The organism is Dorea sp. OM07-5 (assembly GCF_003481355.1).
Classification (GTDB): Bacteria; Bacillota; Clostridia; order Lachnospirales; family Lachnospiraceae; genus Dorea_D; species Dorea_D hominis.
The window spans coordinates 1,248-3,119 of sequence record NZ_QUKZ01000038.1; the positions used below are offsets into that span (position 1 = coordinate 1,248).

Here is a 1,872-nt window from a genome sequence, read left to right on the forward strand (position 1 = left end):
CCAAGGGACAAAGATCTGTATCCACATAAGCTGGCTTATAAGTGGATACAGACCTTGGGACCTACCCACCCGACATGAGCTTAAAAGCGGGATGATAATCCCGCGATATGCGAATGAAGGGTAGGATTGTGAGAATGCGCAGCACGGAACAATCCGTGGGTATCACGTAATAGTATAGAGCATTATTATAGAAATGACATAGGAGATTCAGGAGGAAAATAGATATGCAGCGGATTATGAACAACCCGGACAATATCGTAGATGAGATGCTTAAAGGTTTTCTGAAAGCACATTCCGATATTGTAGAGAGCACAGAGAACGGAAGAGTTGTAAAAGCAAAAGACATTCCGGAAGGAAAAGTCGGAGTCGTAACCGGAGGAGGATCAGGACACAAACCGGCATTTGTCGGATATGTTGGAAAAAATATGTGTGACGCAGCAGCGGTCGGAGAGATCTGCTCTTCACCGACAGCAGCCGCATTCCTGGATGCATGCAAAGTAGCAGACCAGGGAAAAGGTGTTGCATGCTTATACGGAAACTATTCCGGAGATAACATGAATGTAAAGATGGCAGTGAAGATGGCAAAGAAAGCCGGAATTACAGTCAAAACAGTTGTAGCAAACGATGACGTAGCATCCGCACCGAAGGATCAGAGAGAGAAGAGACGAGGTGTGGCAGGCGAAGTGCTGATGTGGAAAGTCGGCGGAGCAAAAGCTGCAAAAGGCGGCGATCTGGACGAAGTTATCGCAGCTGCACAGAAAGCCATTGACAATACAAGATCCGTAGGAATCGGTCTGACACCGTGTACCCTTCCGGCAGTCGGACATCCGAACTTCGAGATCAAAGAAGGAACGATGGAAGTCGGAATCGGACATCACGGAGAGCCGGGAATCGAAGTATGCCCGTTAGAGTCAGCCAATGAGATGGCAAAACGTATGGTAGACGTTGTCGTACCGGATTATCCGTTCGTAGAAGGGGACGAAGTTGTCGTACTCGTATCCGGACTCGGAGCAACACCGGTGATGGAACTGTATGTGCTGTATGATGAGATCGACAGACTCCTTACAGAAAAAGGAATCAAGACACATAAGGCATATGTAGGCAACTATTTCACATCCCTGGAGATGATGGGAGCAACTTTAACGGTCATGAAACTGGATGATGAATTAAAAGAGCTCATAGATATGCCGGCATACTCTATGGGACTGAAACAGGATTAGGAGGCTTTGTAAAATGGGAGCATTTAAAAACGCAGCAGGAAAACCGGTGCTGATGCGCATGGTAAAAGGGATCCAGGATAACAAAGCATATCTTGGGGAAGTAGACGGACTGATCGGAGACGGCGATCACGGAATGAACATGAACAAGGGATTCTCTGTATTTGAAGAGAGATTCAAAGATGAAGATATCAGTTTCTCCGAAGGACTGGACGAACTGGGAATGATCCTGTTAAATGAGATCGGAGGATCTATGGGACCGATCTATGGAACAATCTTCATGGACATGGCAGAAGCAGGAGAAGATCTGGATGAGATCACAGCGGCAGATCTTGGAACAATGCTGGAAGCCGGACTGAACGGACTGTACGGGATCGTAGATGCGAAAGTCGGAGACAAGACATTAGTAGATACCCTGGCGCCATCCGTGGACGTAATGAAAGCAGCCGGAGCAGAAGGAAAAGATTTCAAAGAAGCACTGGCAGAGATGAAGAAAGCTGCAGAAGCAGGACGCGATTCTACCAAGGACATGGTAGCAAAATTCGGACGTTCCAGCCGTCTGGGCGAGAGATCCAGAGGCGTACTGGATGCAGGAGCAACCTCCTGCTGCATTATCCTCAGCGCAATGGCGGACGGAATCAGCGAACTATTATAA

Annotated in this window: 2 protein-coding genes; both read left to right on the forward strand. The window is 47.6% G+C overall.

Annotated elements, in window-relative coordinates; all coding sequences use genetic code 11:
• Positions 1 to 224 precede the first annotated feature (224 nt).
• On the forward strand, positions 225 to 1,220 hold the full coding sequence (locus DXC04_RS15210; protein ID WP_021860018.1) for a dihydroxyacetone kinase subunit DhaK: 996 nt from the start codon (positions 225 to 227) through the stop codon (positions 1,218 to 1,220).
• A gap of 13 nt (positions 1,221 to 1,233) precedes the next feature.
• Positions 1,234 to 1,872, forward strand: a complete 639-nt coding sequence (gene dhaL, locus DXC04_RS15215; protein WP_021860019.1) for a dihydroxyacetone kinase subunit DhaL — start codon at positions 1,234 to 1,236, stop codon at positions 1,870 to 1,872.